The following is a 14,656-nucleotide window of genomic DNA, read 5'->3' as shown; positions in this document are numbered from 1 at the left end:
TCAGTGGTTCCAGAAGTAAACGGTTGCGGGTTCGGGCTCCCAGACGCGGGCGTCCTCGATGCCCGGCAGGTTCACCAGCGCGCGGTATTCCGAGCCGAAGGCCACATACTGATCGGTCTCCGCCATCACCGCGGGCTTGCAGGCGATCGGGTCGCGCACGACGCCGAACCCGTCCTTGGTGCCGACCACGAAGTTGAAGAACCCGTCGAGATCGTCGATCGAGCTTTCCAGCGCTTCGCCCAGGGTGGCGCCGTTCTGCATCTTCCAGGTCAGGTAGGCGGCGCCGACCTCGGTGTCGTTCATCGATTCGATGCGCACGCCCGCACGCTGCAGTTTGCGGCGCCAGGAGTTATGGTTCGACAGCGAGCCGTTGTGCACCAGGCACTGGTCTTCCCCGGTCGAGAACGGGTGCGCGCCCTCGGTGGTGACGGCGGATTCGGTGGCCATCCGGGTGTGGCCGATGCCGTGGCTGCCGCTCATGCCGCGCAGGCCGAAACGATCCGCGACTTTCTCCGGCAGGCCGACTTCCTTGTAGATCTCGATACTGTCGCCCGCGCTCATGATGCGCAGGCCCGGGCGCAGCTCCGCCAGCGCGCTGCGGGCGGCCTCTGCCTGGCCCGCGGGCAGATCGAGCACCGCGTGGGTGTCGTTCACCCGCAGCTCGACGCTGCTGCCCAGCGCCTCAGCCAGCGCAGCCGCAAGGCCGTCGAAGGCTTCCGGCGCGTCCGACTGCACCGTGAGCTTGCTGCGCCCCGGAGCTTCCGCGCCGTAGATCGCGATGCCCGCACTATCCGGGCCGCGATCGGTCATGGTGATGAGCATGTCGGTGAGCATATCGCCCAGCCGCGGCTCAAGAGTTTTGTCTTTCAGGAAAAGACCAACAATCCCGCACATCCGTGTGCCTCCTGCGTTTCGTCTCGAATCAACGCTAGCAGCTTGCGCCGGGTCGATCAACTGTCATGAAACTTATTTTCCCAAGAGGGAAGGGCGCGCCAAGCTGGCGCGCCCCGAACTGCCTAGTACTTGTCTAGCAAGGCATGGATTTTTTCCTGATCTCCCATGCGCCTGGCCTTCTCCAGGTGCGCACTTTCGCGGGCAAACTGGATCCGGTGCCAAGCGATCCAGAAAACCACCCCCAGCGCGACCATCAGCCCTTCGTAACCCTGGAAGGGATAGACCGCTCCCACCTCCGCCAGGTCCACGGCCCAGCTGTCGTAACCAATCGTAGACATTTCGATCTCCTTATTCTGCTGGAACGCCTCTGCCGGACAGGGCAGCCTTGTCGGCCTCGATGATCGCCGATTTGGCGTCCTCGTAGGCGTGGTGTTCGGCGTAATCGAGGCCCTGGAGTTCCACCTCGACCGGGATGCGCAGCACGCCGGCCGCGGCCTGGATGCGGGCGATCACATAGCCCGGCAGCCAGCCCAGCACGCCGAACATGATGACGGCACCCAGGGTCTGTCCCAGCGGGTTGACGGTGGCGAAGCCCTCATAGGGCGAGCTCGGCGCGCCCCACAGCAGGAAGCCCGCGAGGATCAGCCCGACGATGCCGGAATAGCCATGCACGGCAACCGCGCCGACCGCATCGTCCAGCTTGAAGCGGCGCTCCACCCAGTAGTGCAGCTTGTAGACGATGACGACGCCCACCGCGCCCACCAGCATTGCCTGGATCGGGTGGTAGAGGTCATTGCCGGCCGAAGCGGTGATGATCCCGGCAAGGCCGCCGGAGAAGGTCCAGAAGGCATCGCCCTTGGAGACCAGATAAGCCGCCATCAGCCCGCCCGACATCGACATCAGGAAGTTGAAGGTGATCGCCGACAGCGAGGTCGGAGCCAGGTAGATGTTGGTGGCGGTCCAGGTGTCGCCGGTGATCACCCCGCCAATGGCCTCGGGCGATATCGCGGGAATGTTGCAGGCAGCATAGAAGCCCCAGAAGCCGGAGTAGATCAGGAAGATGCCGATGGTCAGCATCCAGGGGTTATGCGGCGGGATATCGCGCGGCGTGCCATCGGCGGCAAACTTGCCGATCCGCGGGCCCAGCACCATGATCACGCCCAGCGCATAGCCGCCCGCGATCGCATGGATCACGCCGGAGGCGTAGGCGTCATGGTAGCCGAGGTACTTCACCATCCAGCCTTCGGCGTGCCAGCCCCAGGCGGCGTCGATGATCCAGAACACCGAGCCGATCATCACCGCATGCAGCCAGAGCGCCGAAGAGCGGATACGCTCGATCACCGCGCCCGAGACGATCGAGGCGGCGGTCCAGGAAAACAGCAGGAAGGCGGCCCAGAACACCCCGGTGATCCGGTCCGACAGGTTGGTCGCCATGGTCTGCGACCAGGGCAGGTTGGCGCTGCCCGCCTCGTGATTCAGGCCGCCGAAGAACGGGAAGTTCGGGAACGACCAGTAGATCCACCAGCCGAAGAAGAAGAACGTCACCGTGACCAGGGGAATGATCATGATATTCTTCATCAGCGTGTGCATATGGTTGCGGTGCCGGCTGGCGCCGACCTCGTACATGCAGAAGCCCACATGTATCAGAAACATGAACACGACGGTCACCCAGTAATAGAACTCGGTGAACACCGTGGTCAGAGCATTCAAGTTGCCATCCACGTCTAAAGCCCTCCTGTTGGCTGTGTCCCGGGCATTTATTGCCTCTAGGGAATATTATTTTACAGTGATATTGCGGAGACCGGCGGCGCGCTGTCAATAATCATGTGAAAATAACTTCACTTTCAGGCAATGCTTGCCCGCGTGAAACGCCTGCCCCGGCGCGGCTGCGCCCGGGTTGCAGGGCGCTAAGCCCAAGCCCGGCAACAAGGAACCGCGGCCGCCGCGGCCGCCCGGTGCGGCGGACCTCCGGCCTGCGGGGCAAGGCCGATTGCCGGATTCGAACCGCTGCTGCGCCCCTGGGCCCGGCGAAACTGGTTCGGACCAGAGTGATTCTCACCCCTGCGGGCGTTCCTCTCTGCGCTCCGCGGCGGAGGGCTAGCGTTGACCCCGCGCAGCTCCGCTGCAAAAATCCCAGCAAGACCAGCCCTTTCAGCGAAATCATTTCACTAACAGGAAAAAACGTTGACAGAAAGGGGTCTCGCTTGGCTAACTGGACCAGACCAAAGGAACCAAAGCAAGAGTTTTGGTCCGCACCAATAGGGAGACTTCGCAAATGACTGCATCCTGGCGCTTCTCGACCCTTGCCGACCGCCACCGGGCCCTGGGCTCGGCGCTCGAAGACTGGAGCGGCATGGGCACCGCCTGGTCCTACGAGAAGGACCAGACCGAGGAATACATGGCGATCCGCACCAAGGCGGGCTTCATGGATGTCTCGGGGCTGAAGAAGGTCCACATCGTCGGCCCGCACGCCAGCCACGTGATCGACCGCGCCACCACCCGCAACGTGGAAAAGATCAAGCCCGGCCGCAGCACGTATGCCTGCATGCTGAACGACGAGGGCAAGTTCATCGACGACTGCGTGATCTACCGCATGGGGCCGAACAGCTGGATGGTGGTGCACGGCGCGGGCCAGGGCCACGAGCAGCTGACCATGGCGGCGCTGGGCCGCGACGTCGATATCCGCTTTGACGACAACCTGCACGACATCTCGCTGCAGGGGCCGCTGGCGGTGGACTTCCTGCAGGAGCAGGGCGTGCCGGGCATCCGCGACGTGGCCTATTTCAGCCACATCCACACCACGCTGTTCGACAAACCGGTGACCATCTCCCGCACCGGCTATACCGGAGAGCGCGGCTACGAAATCTTCTGCCGCGGCCAGGACGCGCCGCACATCTGGGACAGCCTGGCGGAGAAAGGCGCGTCGTGGGGCATCATCCCGACCCGCTTCACCACGCTCGACCTGCTGCGCGCCGAAAGCTACCTGCTGTTCTTCCCCTACGACAACTCCGAGACCTACCCCTTCGAGAACGAGAAATGCGGCGACACGCTTTGGGAGCTGGGGCTCGACTTCACCGTCTCCCCCGGCAAGACCGGTTTCCGCGGCGCGGAGGAGCACTACCGGCTGAAAGGCAAGGAGCGCTTCAAGATCTACGGCGTGAAGCTTGACGGCACCGAGCCGGCCGAGGAAGGCGCGCCGCTCCTGAAAGACGGCAAGCAGGTCGGCGTCGTGACCATCGGCATGTACTCGCCGCTGAACGAGCACAACGTCGGCATCGCCCGGATGCCTGTCGACTGCGCCGAGCCGGGCGTGAAGCTGACCGTGAAGAACGCCAGCGGCGAGATCCCCTGCGTGGCGGCAGAGATGCCCTTCCACGACAAGGAAAAAAAGCGCCGCACCGCAAAAGGCTGAGCCTGCGCCCGGGCGCCCCTGACCGGGGGCGCCCGTTTTCGTTCACCGACGGCAGGAAAAGCGACCCGATGCCCAAGACCGAATTCCCACCCTCCATCCTCAGCCGCCCCGTCTACGGCGAGCTGGAAGCACGCCCCGGCAGCAGCCACCTGATGATTGCCGACGCCGAAGGCGCCGAAGCCATTCTCGCGCTGGCAGGCGCCACCGGTCCGGATTTCTGGGCCAGGGCCCATATCATCTACATTCCCAAATCCAGCGGCGGCACCTACAGCAGCCAGCTGCAGGAGCTGGGCGCAGGGCAGTTCTATACCGGCCCCTCCTACACAGCCGCGCAAAGCCGCATCCGCCGCGCCCTGCAAAACTGCCACATGGGCACCCAAGTCTACCTCGCGGGCACCGAAAGCCTGGTGGGCCAGGCCATGGCGGAAGCCACCGCGGCCGGCATCCCGCATACCGCGATCCAGACCGAGCACCGCGGCTCCACCGCGCGGCGCATGCAATGCGTGCACTGCAAGGGCATCACCGAGGACGTCACCACCGACCCGTTCGAGTGCAGCCATTGCGGGCTGAGCCTGTTCGTGCGCGACCACTATTCGCGCCGCCTCGCCGCTTTCCAGGGTGTGCGGGTGGACGCCGAGGATCCGGGCAACATCCCCGAGAAAGTGGAGCTGTTCAAATGAGTGCTGGCACCGCAAAACTGAATGTCACCGTAGCCGAGGTCAAACCGATCAACGACCTGGTCACCCGTTTCAAATTCGTCCGCACCGGCGGCGGCGACCTGCCCACCTTCTCGGGCGGGGCGCATACCGTGGTCGAGATGCAGGACGGCGGCATCACCCGGCTCAACGCCTATTCGCTGATGTCCAACCCGGCCGACCGCGGTGCCTACACCATCTCGGTGCGCCGCGACGATGAAGGCCGCGGCGGCTCCAGATTCATGCACAGCAAGGTGAAAGAGGGTATGGAGATGGTGATCTCCAACCCGGTGAACCTGTTCTCGCTGGACCTGCGCGCGGAGAAGCACCTGATGCTGGCCGGCGGCATCGGCATCACGCCTTTCATGGCGCAGATGCATCAGCTCACCATGATGGGCGGCCATTTCGAGCTGCATTATTCAGTGCGCAACGCCTCGCTCGGCACCTATGCCGGGGAACTGGAGGCAAAATACCCGGGCAAGGTGCACATCTATCACGACGATCAGGGTGAAGCGATTGACCTCAACACCCTGCTCGCCACCCAGCCGCTTGGCACCCATGTCTATGTCTGCGGCCCCAAGGGCATGATCAACTGGGTGCACGGCACTGCATCGGACATGGGCTGGCCGCGCGAGGCAGTGCATTCCGAGGAATTCCTGGCGCCTGCTTCCGGCAAGCCCTTCGAGGTGAAATGCGCGGTTTCGAACAAGGTGGTCCAGGTCGGCGAGCATCAGTCGCTGCTGGAAGCGCTGGAGGCGGCCGGCATCGACGCCCCCTACCTCTGCCGCGGCGGCGCCTGCGGCCAGTGCGAAACCAATGTCATCGGCTATGACGGCACCTTCCTGCATTACGACCACTGGCTGACCGACGCGCAGAAGGCCGGCGGCAAGCACATCATGCCCTGCGTCTCGCGCTTTGAGGGCAAGACCCTGGTTCTGGATCGCTGAGGAAAGAAAATGACTATTCAATTCAACGACGAAACCTTCTACGGCGACTTCACCTTCAAGAACTCGGACTGGGCAATCAAGCGCTTTCCCTTCCCGTTCCACGAAGACAGCTACATGTACTCGGTGAACATGGAGCCGCATAAGTCCTACCGGCCCGGCTCGGTCTTCGAGCGCACCTTTGACGTCGACGAGCATTATGTTTCGGAAATGAAGGACCGCGCCCGGGTTCTGGCGGACGATCCGCTGCGCTGCCAGTCGCTGCCGCATATGACGCTGGCGGGCTGGGATCTGGTCGAGCTGATCATGGAGGCCAAGGCGGCCGAATACCCGGATCTGTTCGAGCTGCACAAGGACGGCAACCGCTGGCGCTGGGTGAACAAGCCTCTGGGCATCGACGACACCTTCACCTTCCTGGATGAAAGCACCCTGCCCTACGGGCCGATGGAATATATCACCCGCCAGACCCAGGGCGACTTTGCGGTGCTGGACCAGCGCGACGACAATCTGTGGATGGATGCCGGCATGGTCACCACCCAGGCGGACTGGTCGCTGGACTTTGACATCGGCATGAACTTCTTCGAATGGCACGCCCCGGTGCCGAAGGCGCATGAGATGGGCATCTTCGTGCGCGCGTTGAAGTTCCTCCTGAACATCCAGCAGGGCCAGCCCGCCCGGCGGCTGAACTGGACAATGACCGTGAACCCGCTGCTCGATACCTCGCCTGAAAACTATCACAAGTGGGGCGTGATGAAACAAGGCCTGACGATGGAGAACATAGGCGAGAAACAGCACCTGCGGGTGGAGCTGCAGACCTTCTTCCGGCTGCCGCGCTCCAACGCGCTTGTGTTCCCGATCCGCTGCTACCTGATCCGCTTCGAGGATCTGGTGACAGTGCCGAAATGGGCCCGCCGCCTGCACCGGGTGATCCGTGACCTGCCGGAGGAGCTGGCCACCTACAAGGGCTTCATCGACAACCGCCCGTTGATGGTGGAATGGCTGTCCCAGTATGACGACGGCAGCCCGACCTCGGACGGTATCTGGCCCGACGACTGAGGCCCGTTTTCCAGACCCGGCTCCATTCTTCGGCCGGGACCCAAAGCCTGCCGGTGCCCCTCTGCCGCCGGCAGGCTTTTTGTTGCGCTACCCAGAATAGGCAGCACCTCCCGCCCCGGCCGCAGACTGCAGGCTGCGCCGTGTTGGGCCGGGCAGCGCGCTTGCGCGCGCTGCGGGCGCCCGCCGGAACAGCTGCCGCAAAACGCAAAAGCGCCGGCGTCAGCGCGGCGCCCGGCCCAACCGGAGAGGGGCATTCTTTGAATGTCCCGGCCCGGGCGGGAACCCGCCCCCGGGCGAAATACCGGTCAGTTCGACTGCGGGTAGGAGATGATCGACAGGTAGCGCGCGGGCAGTTTCACCAGCCCTTCCGGCCCGTGCGGCGCGTCGGCGTCGAAGAACAGGGTGTCGCCCGGCTTCAGCGGGAACACCTTGTCGCCGTGCCGGTAATCCACCTCGCCCTCCAGCATGTAGAGCATTTCGATCCCGTCGTGCTGGAAGGTGGGGAAGATATCCGATTCCTCGGTCAGGGTGATCATGTACGGCTCCACCATCACGCCCGAGGCATTGGCCCCGATGTGCCCCAGAAGCTGGTACTGGTGCCCCGCCCGGGTGCCTGCGCGCTCGATGGCGACGCCTTCGCCCGACCTGGTGTGCACCGCCTCGCGGGATTCTTCGAAGCGGCGGAAGAAGGAAGTGATCGGAACGCTCAGGGCATTGGCCAGCAGTTGCAGCGTGGTGAGCGAAGGCGAGGTATTGCCGTTCTCGATCTTCGACAGCATGCCGATCGACAGGCCGGTCAGATTGGCAAGGTCGGCCACGGTGATGCCCTGCTGGCGCCGGAACGAGCGCACCTCGCGGCCAATCGCCACTTCGAGCACCTTCTCGGAGCCCTCGCGCACCCGGTGCGGGTCCTGTGAAAGCGGGTTCGCCACTGCGTCGGGGTCTTCTTTCAGTTTCGCCACGTCTATACTTCCTTGTTTCCTGCCTGTGACAAGAGCGCTGCGGCTGATACACGGAGGCGGCTCCTGGCGCAACGATCCGCGCGAAACTTATTTTACTGCCATTACGCAAAATTCCCAACCCCTGCCGCCACGGCAGCCGGGCTTGCCGCATGTTGCCCTGCCTCCAGCGCCCCGCCCTGCGGCGCTGGACTGCGGGCGCAAAAGCCCGGAGCACAAAGCCCCGGGCCGCGGCTGCGGCCCTTGCGCGCCTGTGTTCAGCGGTCGAGGATCAGCAGGCTCGCGCCCAGGATCTTGCGGGTGCCATCAAGAACCGCAGGCTTTTCGCCGCGCCAGCGGGCCGCGTGGCGGTGGGCCGGCGGTTGCGCAGAAGTGAGGCTGCGCAGTGTGGCTTCAGCTTCGGTGGTGATGCGAATGATGCGGGTGCGGAGGTTGGCGTGATAGGTGTCGCGGTGCAGCGCCTCCATCCGCAGATGAAACAGCGAGGACCGGCTGCGAGGCGCCACCGTCATCGCCGCCACCTGCTCCGCGGCGCCGCGCCAGACCGCAAGTGCCTGCGCCTGAAACCGCTCCGCCCGGTGCACCCGCCCGGCCGCCATGTGCAAGATCGCCAGATTGGCTGCGGCAGTGGCCCGGCGCAAGTCCTCCGGGGCAAACGCCGCGCGCGCCAGCAGATGCGCCAGCCGGAAGCGCCGGCGCGCCGGCCCCGCCGCGCCGCGGGCGGCGGCGGCCAGCCCGGCCTCCATTTGCCGCTCCCACATCAGATCCCCGCGCGACCAGCCCGCCGCGCGGGCCGCGCGCAGCTCTGCATCCCGCCTAAAGCCCCAGATAGGCCGCCCGGACGTGTTCGTTTCCATGCAATTCATGCGCAGGCCCCTCCATCGCTGCATTTCCGGTTTCCAGCACATAGGCGTAATCCGCCAGCTCCAGCGCCAGCTCGGCGTTCTGTTCCACCAGCACCACCGAGAGGCCGTTGGCGTTGATCTCCTCGATGATGCGGGCGATCTCCTCCACGATCACCGGCGCCAGCCCCATCGAGGGCTCGTCCATCAGCAGGAGCCGCGGCCGGGACATCAGGGCGCGGCCGATCGCCAGCATCTGCTGCTCGCCGCCCGACATGGTCTGCGCCCGCTGGGTGCGGCGCTCGCGCAGGCGGGGGAAGCGGGTGAAGACGTCCTCGAGGTCATCCTCCACCGCCGTGCGGTCCTTGCGCAGGAACGCCCCGGTGCGCAGGTTTTCCTCCACGGTCATGTCCGGGAAAATCCGCCGCCCCTCGGGCACATGGGCAATGCCATGCGCCACCACCTTATGCGCGGGCAGATGGTCGATGCGTTTGCCCTCGAAGGTGATCTCCCCCGCGGCAACCGGCATCATGCCGGACATCGCCCGCAGGGTTGTGGTCTTGCCTGCGCCGTTGCCGCCGATGATGGTGACGATCCTGCCTTCCGGCACCGCGACCGAGATGTTCCGGATCGCGTTGATCTTGCCGTAATTGACGGCGATGTTCTTCATCTCAAGCAACATGGCGCGCGCCTCCCAAATAGGCTTCGATCACCGCCGGGTGGTTGCGGATCTCCTGCGGGCCGCCCTCGGCCAGGAACTTGCCGAAGCTCATGCAGGTGATGCTGTCGCAGAGCCCCATGATCGCCTGCATGTCGTGCTCGACCAGCAGAATGGTGATGCCATCCGCTTTCAGCCGCCGCATCAGGTCCATCATCTGCCGGGTCTCTTCCGGGTTCATGCCGGTGAAGGGCTCGTCCAGCAGGATCACATCCGGGTGGCTGGCATAAGCCACCGCCATGCCAAGCGCACGCTGGTGGCCGTGGGAGAGATCGCCCGCGCGCTCGTGCTTCACGCGGCCGAGGCCGAAGAACTCCAGCGCCTCCCGAGCGCGTGCCTCGGCGCCGCTGCGGTCCTCCCGGTCCCAGCCGATGATCGCGGCAAAGATGTTGGGGCGGAACGGCATATGCGTGCCGACCAGCGCATTCTCCAAGACGGTCAGTTCGGCAAACAGCGTCGAGTGCTGGAAGGTCCGCACCACCCCGCGCCGGGCCACCTCATGCATCTGCAGGCCAGAGATATCCTCGCCCCTGAGCAGCACCTGCCCCGCGGTCGGCGTGTAGAAGCCCGAGATCATGTTGAAGGTCGTGGTCTTGCCCGCCCCGTTGGGGCCGATCAGACCGTGGATCGCGCCATGCGCCACCTTGAAGGACAACCCGTCCACCGCGGTCAGACCGCCAAACCGCATGGTGAGGTCTTTGACTTCGAGAAAATCGCTCATTCTGCCGGGCTCCGTTCCGGCGCGCCGCCTGCAGCGCGTCTTGGGGTGAGTTTCTGCACGATGCTTTCCAGCCCGTTGGGCAGGAACAGGATCGACAGGATCATGATGGCGCCATAGACCAGCGGCCGCATCTGCTCGAGCCCGAGCTCGCGCAGGACGATCTCGTTGAGCACCGTCAGCACCACGCAGCCGAGGATCGGCCCGTAGAAGGTGGCGGTGCCGCCGACGATGGCCCAGGTCAGCACATAGACCATCAGGTCGATGTCAAAGGCGTTGGGATTGATGGTGCCGACATAATGCGCCAGCAGAGCGCCGGAGATGCCGGCAAAGCCCGAGGCGATGGCAAAGGCCAGCGTCCGGTAGGCGCGCACATTCACACCCGAAGCCTGCGCCAGCTTGTCCTGCCAATGCACCGCGTGGAAAGTGAGGCCGACGGGCGACTTCTCGATCCGCCACAAAATCCATAGGCAGACCGCAACGATGACGCCCGCGAAGTAGTAGTAGGAAGTCGGCTCGAAGAAATCGAACTGGTAGAAGCCGAGCGAAAAGTCCGGCATCGGGTCGATCCCCTTGATGCCCTTGGCGCCGCCGAAGGGATCGCGGAACCGTTTCCACAACAGGCGGATGATCTCCCCCGCCGCAAAGGAACCGATGAGGAAATAGAAGCCCTTCATCCGGAACAGCGGGAAGGACAGGAGCACCGCAATCAGCGCCGCAGACGCGCCGCCGAGCAGCATCGAGACAGGGACAAAAACGCCCAGCTTCTTGGTCAAGAGCGCCGAGGTGTACGCCCCAACCCCCATAATCACCACATGGCCCAGCGACCATTCCCCGGTGAGCGTAAGCAGCCGGTAGCTCGCCACCAAGAGCACGTTGATGGTGAGGAACACCAGGATTTCCTGCTGCGAGAAGCTGAGCCCATGCGGCAGCGCGATGAGCGCGGCGAGGGCCGCGATCCAGATCAGCAACTTAGGCACGGTCCGCCCTCCCGAACAGGCCCGCCGGCTTCACGATCAGCACGGCAAGCATCAAGGACAACCCCACGATGTCGGCCAGCACGCCGTCATAAAAGGTGGTGACGAAGGTATGCACCAGCGCATAGGCGACGGAGGCGACGATGGCGCCTTCCAGCGAACCGACGCCGCCGACGATGATGACGATGAAGGCGGTGACGATCACCGAATGGCCCATATGCGGGTTGACCGAGACCAGCGGCGCGGTCAGCGCGCCCGCAATCCCCGCCAGCCCCGCGCCGATGAACATGGCAATGCGCGCTGTCTGGGTGATCGAAATCCCCTGAAGGGCTGCCGCCTCCGGATCCTGCGCCGAGGCGCGCAGCGCCCAGCCGAACCTGGTGCGTTTCAGGAAGTACCAAAGTGCCGCGAGCAGAACCGCCGCGGCCACGATCACGTAGAGCCGCGCCACCGGCAGCCGCACCTTGTCGCTGAAGGCGATCACCTCCTGGGTGACCGGCGGGACGTGCTCCATCCGCACGCCGAACACCATCACCGCCAGCGCCTGCAGGATCATCAGGAAGCCGATCGAAGCCACCAGCCCGCCCAGGGGGTTGTCCTTCAACGGCCGGAACAGCGCGCGCTCCATCAAGAGGCCGAGGCAGCCCACAAACAGCAGCCCGGCGGCGACCGCGGCGAAAAAGGGCACGTTCAGATCGGCGTAGAGCGCCACAACCGCGTAGGCGCCCGCCATGAACAGTTCGCCATGGGCGAAGTTGATCACCCCCATGACCCCGAAAATCAGCACAAGCCCCACGGCAACAAGGGAAATATAGCTCGCAGCATACACGGCGTTGAGGCCGGTCTGCGCCAAAAGCTCCAGCATTGCTTTGTCTCTTTTGTTCTGGTGGTCCGCGGCGCGGGCATCCTCCCGCGCCGTCCAGGGCCGCGCCGGCTGTCAGCCGCGCTGGTCCCACATCTGGTCATAGGCCTGCATGTGCTTGACCAGCAGATCGCCGTGCTTGGCGTACCAGTCCGGGATCGAGCGGAAGTCCTTGATCCTGGCCTTGCCCTTCTCGATCGCCACCACCGGCCAGTCGCCCACCAGCGCGTTGTCGATACCGAACAGCTCGGTGCCCCACCAGTCGGCATCGCCAAAGGCGTGCTTGCCCTTGCCGTCTTTCATGGCGGCCGCCACCGCATCCGGGCTTGCCGATCCGGCCTTCTCCGCAGCGGCCTTCCACAGATCCATGATCGAGGCATATTCCCAGCTCACCGCGCCCCACTGGCCCGGATGGCGCTTGTTGAACTCCGCATAAAACCCGTTCGGGTCGGTGAAGTTGATATTGCCGCCGTTCAGCGCCGGGTCGTCGAAATCCGGGAACTGGAAGACGAACCCTTCCATGAACTCTTCCGACGTCTTGGCGATCATCTGGTCGTAGAAATCCGCGGTGCAGGAGATAATCTGCCCCTTGAAGCCCTGCTGGAACAGCTGCTCGGCAATCGGGTGCACATAGTCGCTGTAGCAGGTGTCGAGACAGACGATATCCGGATCCTTGCTGATCAGCCGTGTCACGACCGGCGCGAAATCCGTGGTGGCCGGGTCGAACAGCAGCGGCTCGTCCAGCATTTCGATGCCCGCGGCCTCGAACGCGGCCAGATAGGTCGCAACCGACGGCAGCCCCAGCGCATCGTCCTGCGCGCACATCACCGCGGTCTTCAGCTCGGGCTTGTTCTCGGCCAGCCATTCGACGCCGGTGACGTTGTAGATCGGATGCACCTCGGCCGGTGCAATCAGCGTATTGGTCTCGGGCGACAGGTCCGAGGGCAGCAGGGTGGAAAACAGCATCCCCGTCTTGTCCGCCACCGGCTGCACCCCGGGCCAGGTGTCGCCGCCCAGCATCATGATGAAACTCACGCCGTCCTCGCGGATCAGCTTGGTCGCGCCGGTGCGCGCCTTGGCCGGGTCGTATTCGTTGTCATAGGCGACCAGTTCAACCGGGTAGCTGCCATCCGCCAGCTTGATGCCGCCCGCGGCGTTGACCCGCTCGGCCCAGATCTGGCAGCCGTCGAGGCCGGGCTTGCCCCAGGCCGCCACCGCGCCGGTCAGCGGCGCGAGGAAGCCGATCCTGATGGTGCCGCCGGCGGCAAGGCTGGCGCCGGGCAGCCCGGCGCTGATCGCGGTGGCGGCGGTGGATTTCAGGAACATCCGCCGGCTCAGCCCCGATTTCACGATTCTGGAAATCATCTCGTTCTCCCATGTTGGACCCGCCGGACCCGCGGCGGTGCGCTTTCAAGCAGACGGGCCGCCACTGGCGGACGGGAGCGGTTGCTGCGCCCCTTCTGAACCAATTTGCGAAATTGGCCCCATCGCGGATCAGGCTAGCAGCCAATTGGTTCACCTCCAAGAAATTTTCTTTCCCCATTGAGCCGCGAATTGCATCAATATGCTTAGACAAAAGGCAGGCAGGGCGCGGCCCTACCGTTTTTTTCTAATAAATGCGTGATGTTGGCACGCCTCGGCCGGAAGGTAGGGTTAGACCAAAAAAGAACCAATCCCCCTTCGCCGCGCGCCTTTCCGCCCCCGAATGCCGGTCCCGGCAGCCGGGAATCCGGCACCCTGCGCTTGCACAGGCCCCTGAGATACCGGTATCCAAAGGCCCTGTTGCAACGCCGTGCCCTGGGGGAGATTCTCCCCGCCCCGGCTCCCGGAAAGAGGCCCCATGACCCCAGCGGATGACACAACCTCCCAGATTCTCAGCTCCCATTCGGTGGGGGCCACGGTGCAGGTGGTGATCGACACGCTGTTTGCCCGCATCAAGGCTGGCACCTACCCGGTCGACACCCGACTGCCGTCAGAGCGCACGCTGGCTTCGGAGCTGGGGGTGGCCCGCAATACCGTGCGCGAGGCGCTGGACGTGCTGGCGGGGCAGAACGTGATCCACCGCCGCCCGGGCTCCGGCAGCTTTGTGAAATACCGCTCCGACCCCAAGCCGGAGGCGCCCTATTCCGCGCTGGCGCGGGACACCTCGCCGCTGGACCACCTGGTGGTCCGCGGCATCCTGGAGCCGGAGATGGTGCGGCTGGCCGTCATCAACATGACCCCGCGCCAGATCGAGGAGCTGGACCAGATCCTCGCCCGGGTGGAGGCGGTGCGCACCGATCCCGGCGACTTCATCGAGGCGGAGGAAGACCTCTACCGGAAGATTGCCGAGGGCACCGGCAACCCGCTGCTGACCTCCTGCTACGAACTGACGATCGAAGCCTGCCGCCTGTCCTACCGCACCGCGCTGCGCCGCCGCCACCTGACGCCGCAGCGCATGCAGGACTACCAGAAGCGTTACAACACGCTGTTCAACGCAATCGCCTCGCGGGATGTGGAATCAGCGGTGGAATTCATCAAGCTGCACCTGATCGACGAGCAGAAGCTGCTGCTGCAGGACGTCTGAGCGGGCCGCAAGC

Annotated in this window: 15 protein-coding genes; 5 read left to right on the top strand and 10 right to left on the bottom strand. The window is 64.6% G+C overall.

Annotated features, from left to right (window positions below; all coding sequences use genetic code 11):
- The 3 genes from ACOHX0_RS00475 to ACOHX0_RS00465 all read right to left on the bottom strand — a co-directional run bounded on the left by ACOHX0_RS00475 (position 1) and on the right by ACOHX0_RS00465 (position 2,616).
- Entirely contained in the window at positions 1-894 is an 894-nt protein-coding gene (locus ACOHX0_RS00475; protein WP_420674651.1) for a class II glutamine amidotransferase, read from the bottom strand.
- 122 nt (positions 895-1,016) lie between these two features.
- Positions 1,017-1,232, bottom strand: a complete 216-nt coding sequence (locus tag ACOHX0_RS00470; RefSeq protein WP_420674650.1) for a hypothetical protein — start codon at positions 1,230-1,232, stop codon at positions 1,017-1,019.
- A 10-nt stretch (positions 1,233-1,242) separates the two neighbouring features.
- Positions 1,243-2,616, bottom strand: coding sequence for an ammonium transporter (locus tag ACOHX0_RS00465; RefSeq protein WP_420674649.1), 1,374 nt, complete (start codon positions 2,614-2,616; stop codon positions 1,243-1,245).
- A 553-nt stretch (positions 2,617-3,169) separates the two neighbouring features.
- Here ACOHX0_RS00465 and ACOHX0_RS00460 point away from each other — a divergent pair.
- The 4 genes from ACOHX0_RS00460 to ACOHX0_RS00445 all read left to right on the top strand — a co-directional run bounded on the left by ACOHX0_RS00460 (position 3,170) and on the right by ACOHX0_RS00445 (position 7,001).
- A complete protein-coding gene (locus ACOHX0_RS00460; RefSeq protein WP_420674648.1) occupies positions 3,170-4,306 on the top strand; it encodes an aminomethyl transferase family protein in 1,137 nt (378 codons plus the stop codon).
- Positions 4,307-4,374: 68 nt separating this feature from the next.
- Positions 4,375-4,986, top strand: coding sequence for a dimethylamine monooxygenase subunit DmmA family protein (locus ACOHX0_RS00455; protein ID WP_420674647.1), 612 nt, complete (start codon positions 4,375-4,377; stop codon positions 4,984-4,986).
- Positions 4,983-5,948, top strand: a complete 966-nt coding sequence (locus tag ACOHX0_RS00450) for a PDR/VanB family oxidoreductase (protein ID WP_420674646.1) — start codon at positions 4,983-4,985, stop codon at positions 5,946-5,948. Before ACOHX0_RS00455 ends, ACOHX0_RS00450 begins: the two co-directional genes overlap by 4 nt.
- A gap of 9 nt (positions 5,949-5,957) precedes the next feature.
- Positions 5,958-7,001 (top strand): heme-dependent oxidative N-demethylase family protein, encoded by a 1,044-nt coding sequence (locus ACOHX0_RS00445; protein ID WP_420674645.1) that lies wholly within the window; start codon positions 5,958-5,960, stop codon positions 6,999-7,001.
- Between the two features lie 305 nt (positions 7,002-7,306).
- Here the strand turns inward: ACOHX0_RS00445 and ACOHX0_RS00440 are convergent, their stop codons facing one another.
- The 7 genes from ACOHX0_RS00440 to ACOHX0_RS00410 all read right to left on the bottom strand — a co-directional run bounded on the left by ACOHX0_RS00440 (position 7,307) and on the right by ACOHX0_RS00410 (position 13,442).
- Positions 7,307-7,963, bottom strand: coding sequence for a helix-turn-helix domain-containing protein (locus ACOHX0_RS00440; RefSeq protein WP_420674644.1), 657 nt, complete (start codon positions 7,961-7,963; stop codon positions 7,307-7,309).
- A 254-nt stretch (positions 7,964-8,217) separates the two neighbouring features.
- Complete coding sequence (locus ACOHX0_RS00435; protein WP_420674643.1) at positions 8,218-8,721, bottom strand: tetratricopeptide repeat-containing protein; 504 nt, start codon at positions 8,719-8,721, stop codon at positions 8,218-8,220.
- Between the two features lie 55 nt (positions 8,722-8,776).
- Positions 8,777-9,484: an ABC transporter ATP-binding protein gene (locus tag ACOHX0_RS00430; RefSeq protein WP_420674642.1), complete on the bottom strand. Its 708-nt coding sequence runs from the start codon at positions 9,482-9,484 to the stop codon at positions 8,777-8,779.
- Positions 9,474-10,241: an ABC transporter ATP-binding protein gene (locus ACOHX0_RS00425; protein ID WP_420674641.1), complete on the bottom strand. Its 768-nt coding sequence runs from the start codon at positions 10,239-10,241 to the stop codon at positions 9,474-9,476. Before ACOHX0_RS00425 ends, ACOHX0_RS00430 begins: the two co-directional genes overlap by 11 nt.
- Complete coding sequence (locus ACOHX0_RS00420) at positions 10,238-11,218, bottom strand: branched-chain amino acid ABC transporter permease (RefSeq protein ID WP_420674640.1); 981 nt, start codon at positions 11,216-11,218, stop codon at positions 10,238-10,240. Before ACOHX0_RS00420 ends, ACOHX0_RS00425 begins: the two co-directional genes overlap by 4 nt.
- On the bottom strand, positions 11,211-12,080 hold the full coding sequence (locus tag ACOHX0_RS00415; RefSeq protein ID WP_420674639.1) for a branched-chain amino acid ABC transporter permease: 870 nt from the start codon (positions 12,078-12,080) through the stop codon (positions 11,211-11,213). Before ACOHX0_RS00415 ends, ACOHX0_RS00420 begins: the two co-directional genes overlap by 8 nt.
- Before the next feature lie 72 nt (positions 12,081-12,152).
- On the bottom strand, positions 12,153-13,442 hold the full coding sequence (locus tag ACOHX0_RS00410; RefSeq protein ID WP_420674638.1) for an ABC transporter substrate-binding protein: 1,290 nt from the start codon (positions 13,440-13,442) through the stop codon (positions 12,153-12,155).
- 475 nt (positions 13,443-13,917) lie between these two features.
- Here ACOHX0_RS00410 and ACOHX0_RS00405 point away from each other — a divergent pair, with 475 nt between their 5' ends.
- Positions 13,918-14,643 (top strand): FadR/GntR family transcriptional regulator, encoded by a 726-nt coding sequence (locus ACOHX0_RS00405; protein WP_420674637.1) that lies wholly within the window; start codon positions 13,918-13,920, stop codon positions 14,641-14,643.
- Positions 14,644-14,656: the final 13 nt, after the last annotated feature.

It is taken from the genome of Cribrihabitans pelagius (genome assembly GCF_048820915.1).
Lineage (GTDB): Bacteria > Pseudomonadota > Alphaproteobacteria > Rhodobacterales > Rhodobacteraceae > Cribrihabitans_A > Cribrihabitans_A pelagius.
The sequence above is the reverse complement of the archived record's forward strand: the minus strand, read 5'-3'. Positions and strand labels throughout refer to the sequence as shown.

What these genes read in the sequence shown, in the direction of transcription:
- ACOHX0_RS00470 (WP_420674650.1), bottom strand. Translation starts at nt 1,232, where the DNA reads ATGTCTACGATTGGTTACGACAGCTGGGCCGTGGACCTGGCGGAGGTG.
- ACOHX0_RS00475 (WP_420674651.1), bottom strand. Translation starts at nt 894, where the DNA reads ATGTGCGGGATTGTTGGTCTTTTCCTGAAAGACAAAACTCTTGAGCCG.
- ACOHX0_RS00460 (WP_420674648.1), top strand. Translation starts at nt 3,170, where the DNA reads ATGACTGCATCCTGGCGCTTCTCGACCCTTGCCGACCGCCACCGGGCC.
- ACOHX0_RS00450 (WP_420674646.1), top strand. Translation starts at nt 4,983, where the DNA reads ATGAGTGCTGGCACCGCAAAACTGAATGTCACCGTAGCCGAGGTCAAA.
- ACOHX0_RS00410 (WP_420674638.1), bottom strand. Translation starts at nt 13,442, where the DNA reads ATGATTTCCAGAATCGTGAAATCGGGGCTGAGCCGGCGGATGTTCCTG.
- ACOHX0_RS00455 (WP_420674647.1), top strand. Translation starts at nt 4,375, where the DNA reads ATGCCCAAGACCGAATTCCCACCCTCCATCCTCAGCCGCCCCGTCTAC.
- ACOHX0_RS00430 (WP_420674642.1), bottom strand. Translation starts at nt 9,484, where the DNA reads ATGTTGCTTGAGATGAAGAACATCGCCGTCAATTACGGCAAGATCAAC.
- ACOHX0_RS00445 (WP_420674645.1), top strand. Translation starts at nt 5,958, where the DNA reads ATGACTATTCAATTCAACGACGAAACCTTCTACGGCGACTTCACCTTC.
- ACOHX0_RS00405 (WP_420674637.1), top strand. Translation starts at nt 13,918, where the DNA reads ATGACCCCAGCGGATGACACAACCTCCCAGATTCTCAGCTCCCATTCG.
- ACOHX0_RS00425 (WP_420674641.1), bottom strand. Translation starts at nt 10,241, where the DNA reads ATGAGCGATTTTCTCGAAGTCAAAGACCTCACCATGCGGTTTGGCGGT.
- ACOHX0_RS00435 (WP_420674643.1), bottom strand. Translation starts at nt 8,721, where the DNA reads ATGTGGGAGCGGCAAATGGAGGCCGGGCTGGCCGCCGCCGCCCGCGGC.
- ACOHX0_RS00415 (WP_420674639.1), bottom strand. Translation starts at nt 12,080, where the DNA reads ATGCTGGAGCTTTTGGCGCAGACCGGCCTCAACGCCGTGTATGCTGCG.